Consider the following 2,582-nt stretch of genomic DNA (forward strand, 5'->3'; position numbering starts at 1 on the left):
ACCTGAATCTATTAAACCTGGATCTAAGAATAATGTCTGTAAAGCGTTCTCAATCCCTCTCTGGATGCTCTATTTAGAAATCTTCTCACTCTTCCAGGGACTGTTTCTTTAGCAAGTTTCTGAAAATTACAAGTCCGGTGATTAAGGCATTACTCTGATAGAGCGAAGATCTCTATCGTTACAATTAAGCCAGTTATCTTTCCAGGATCTGGCTATACTTTACTGCACTGGGTACTCCTCTTCATGATTTTAATAAAATTTGCTGGGTACGGTTATCAGAGGGTTAGCATTAAAAGCTCCACCTTAATGATATCACATATCTTATTGCATGGGTAAAGGATGTTTTTGGTGACAGGCTATGGGGTGCAGGCAGGAAACAGTCTGCTGAGCTACGTAAACGGTTTAACTTCGTAGCAGCAAGCAGCACCTTGATTGTAATCACTGATTACTTTCAGGAGCCTAATTAACCTGTGATTACAGATCTTGAAGACAGACCAGGATCTGGACGTAGCAAAATGAGATTAACAGATTAGATAGGAGGAAATTATGGACAGCACGACGGAAATTCAGCCGCCTGTGCCGGTGGTCCGACGGAACGGCTGGTTAAAGGTTCTAACCACAGCAGTGGTCTTCTACGTTCTCTTACTGGTGGCCTTGCTGCTGACGAAGAACTCAAACCTTTTTCCCACCCTGGCAATGGTCGGCAGCTTTATGGTCCCTGTCGCTTATGTGGCTTTTATATACGAGCGCAGGCACCTAAGCAGCTTGACAATGCCAACGGTCTCCCTGGCTTTTATATATGGCGGGCTTCTGGGTATCATTGCTGCGGCCTTTCTAGAGCCATTTTTTATCAGGCAGCTGAATCTTGGGGCAATTTTAAGAATAGGACTCATCGAAGAGTTTGCTAAAATCCTGGGAGTGCTGGTGATTGCACGCCGCAGGCGGCATGACTCGGAAATGGACGGATTGATTCTGGGTGCGGCAGCGGGAATGGGATTTGCAGCCCTGGAAAGTAACGGTTACGCCTTTACGGCTCTTTTGGAAAGTCATGGGAGTATTTCGGCAACAGTGGAAGTGACCTTACTTCGTGGTCTGCTTGCTCCGCTGGGGCACGGAACCTGGACAGCTATTTTAGCCAGTGTACTGTTCCGGGAAAGCAAGAGTTGTAACTTCCGCATTAACTGGCAGGTAATTAATGCTTATCTGCTTGTTTCCATTCTACATGCAACGTGGGACGGGCTGCCCCTGGTAGTTTCTTCTATCTTTGGCCAGGATTTAGGCGTGTTAATTGCATGGGGTGTGATTGGTGCTGTCGGATTGTTAATCCTCTGGATACGCTGGAAAGAAGCAATCAGGTTACAAATGGTTTTGCCATCAGGAATCGAGGAAACGTGTACCTAAGGAAGACTACGTGTAACCTCAAGCCCAAACTGATGTAACTTTGGAGGAACTTCGGGACACATAAAAGCGTTAGGAAGAGCATGAGGTAATCAATTGACAACTTCAAGTATTGACAAAAAAACATTTATTGGCGTGATAGGCCTGGGGATCATGGGAAGTTCTTTTGCTTCGAACCTTCTATTACAAAGCTACGATGTTCACGTACATAACAGGACAAAGAAAAAAGCTCGGCCACTTTAAGGATCTAAAACTTATAAACGCGCAGATAATCAGAACCGGGGCCTTATTGCCGATGACATAGATGGTCATAGAGGGAGGAATACTCAAGAGCAGTAGAAAATGGTGAAGGGCAGAAGGACTCCAGTGTTATTGGTTGGAAATCCAGCGTAAAAACGGATTAGCTTAAGTCATGAGGGTTCTGCCAAGGACCTGACCAAACTCAACATTAAGAATCCAACATTAAGAATACAAAAAAATAGTTCTTTATATGGAATTTCTTCATCTGGAATTTCTTATTTTTTCCCATTTCCCTTTCCTTTTGATCAGAGCAAATTGATGCCTTTCAATGATATTGAAAATTGCAGCTGCATTATATTTCCTGAGAAAATAGGTACAGAGAACCAGCATATGAGAGTTGTCGATTACCCGGTTTATTTCTCTTTCATATTCAGCGAAATCATCCCGATATTCTTCTTCCAGCGAAAAGAGTCCTTCAAATAACCTCAAACCTTCATAGCCATTAGCCAGAGCTTTGTTAAGTTTTTCCATCAGGCCATTTAAGATCTCTTGCGTATCGAAAAAACCTCTTTTCAAATACCAGTCGTCATAATGAATAATTTCTATTTGCCCTTTTTCCAGATAAGTTTCTGGATTAGAAACAAACATTTTAAAGGTTTTTTTCGCTTCTAGAGGATTTGATGCAACCCATATGCAAAATTCGTTATTTTCTAACCCTGCTTTTAAATATGGAATAATTATATCTACCAGATCCTGTTTTGTATTATAAAACTGGCAGAAGTGTGTTCCCCAATTAATATTTCCAATAGCACCAATGCCAGAATTTCTGGTTACTTCCTCTGTCATCTCTCCTCCATTTGCTCATACTCAGCTTTTATTTTCAATTCTACATAAACTAAGCAATAATCTGTTTAAGCAATAATTTGTTTAAGCAATAATCTGTT

Annotated in this window: 3 protein-coding genes; 2 read left to right on the forward strand and 1 reads right to left on the reverse strand. The window is 41.7% G+C overall.

Annotation, left to right across the window (positions count from 1 at the left end; genetic code table 11):
* The first annotated feature begins 648 nt into the window (after positions 1–648).
* A complete protein-coding gene (locus tag A9239_RS14140) occupies positions 649–1,401 on the forward strand; it encodes a PrsW family intramembrane metalloprotease (RefSeq protein WP_255361957.1) in 753 nt (250 codons plus the stop codon).
* Positions 1,402–1,494: 93 nt separating this feature from the next.
* Positions 1,495–1,641 (forward strand): NAD(P)-binding domain-containing protein, encoded by a 147-nt coding sequence (locus tag A9239_RS19955; protein WP_203397921.1) that lies wholly within the window; start codon positions 1,495–1,497, stop codon positions 1,639–1,641.
* Between the two features lie 258 nt (positions 1,642–1,899).
* Here A9239_RS19955 and A9239_RS14145 read toward each other — a convergent pair whose 3' ends face one another.
* Positions 1,900–2,484, reverse strand: a complete 585-nt coding sequence (locus A9239_RS14145; RefSeq protein WP_048122825.1) for an MEDS domain-containing protein — start codon at positions 2,482–2,484, stop codon at positions 1,900–1,902.
* Positions 2,485–2,582 lie beyond the last annotated feature (98 nt).

This window comes from Methanosarcina sp. A14, from assembly GCF_001729375.1.
Taxonomy (GTDB): Archaea; Halobacteriota; Methanosarcinia; order Methanosarcinales; family Methanosarcinaceae; genus Methanosarcina; species Methanosarcina barkeri.

What these genes read in the sequence shown, in the direction of transcription:
- A9239_RS14145 (WP_048122825.1), bottom strand. Translation starts at nt 2,484, where the DNA reads ATGACAGAGGAAGTAACCAGAAATTCTGGCATTGGTGCTATTGGAAAT.